The organism is Streptomyces milbemycinicus (genome assembly GCF_002154605.1).
Lineage (GTDB): Bacteria > Actinomycetota > Actinomycetes > Streptomycetales > Streptomycetaceae > Streptomyces > Streptomyces milbemycinicus.
The window spans coordinates 23,231-23,961 of sequence record NZ_MUNE01000494.1; the positions used below are offsets into that span (position 1 = coordinate 23,231).

Genomic DNA, 731 nt, shown 5'->3' on the forward strand with positions numbered 1-731 from the left:
CCACCCCGATGCCCGAGAGGGCCACCGCCAGGCAGGTGAGCGCATACGAATCGCCGGGCCCGGACAGGGCGATGCCAAGACCCGCGCCAAGGGAGCTCACGGGGATCAGCCAGGGCATCGTCCACCGGTCGGTCAACGCCCCGAACAGGGGCTGCACGATCGAGGACAGGAGCGTGGCCGCCAGCACGATGCCGGACGCCGCCGCGTATCCGTAGCGGCGTTCGGCCACCAGGAACGGCACCAGCGTGGGCACAGCGCCCTGGTAGAAGTCCACGGTCGCGTGGCCGATGGCCATCATCGTGATCGGTCGGGATGCGGAGCGGTCGCGGGAGTGGTTTTTCGGTGTCACGCCGACGATCCTCCGGGCGCCGCGGGGTGGCGGGCTTCCGATAAACTGCCAAGTGATGTCGGTATCCCGCCAAGCACGCCAAGCGTCCCGCCGGACCGTCGTCCCGGCCCGGCCGCATACGCCGACGACCACCCGCTTCCTGGACCCGGGCAGCGGGTTGTCCGCACACCGCCATGACGTACACCAGGTCGTCTACGCGGGGCGCGGTGTGCTGTCGGTGACCACCGAGGCCGGGAGCTGGGTCGTCCCGGCCACCCGGGCGATCTGGGTGCCCGTCGGCACCCTGCACCAACACCGGGCGTACGGGCGCACCGTGCTGCACGGCGTCGGCCTGCCGGAGGAGGCCAACCCGCTGGGCCTGGACCGGCCCGCCGTACTGGCG

The 731-nt window shown here is 71.8% G+C and carries 1 protein-coding gene and 1 pseudogene; one reads left to right on the forward strand and one right to left on the reverse strand.

Annotation, left to right across the window (positions count from 1 at the left end; all coding sequences use genetic code 11):
- Positions 1 to 298, reverse strand: a pseudogene (locus CCN51_RS58195) (MFS transporter); the annotation flags it as partial.
- Positions 299 to 404: 106 nt separating this feature from the next.
- Between CCN51_RS58195 and CCN51_RS35130 the strand changes: the two are divergent.
- On the forward strand, positions 405 to 731 hold a 327-nt coding region (locus tag CCN51_RS35130), incomplete at its 3' end, for a cupin domain-containing protein (RefSeq protein ID WP_483883457.1).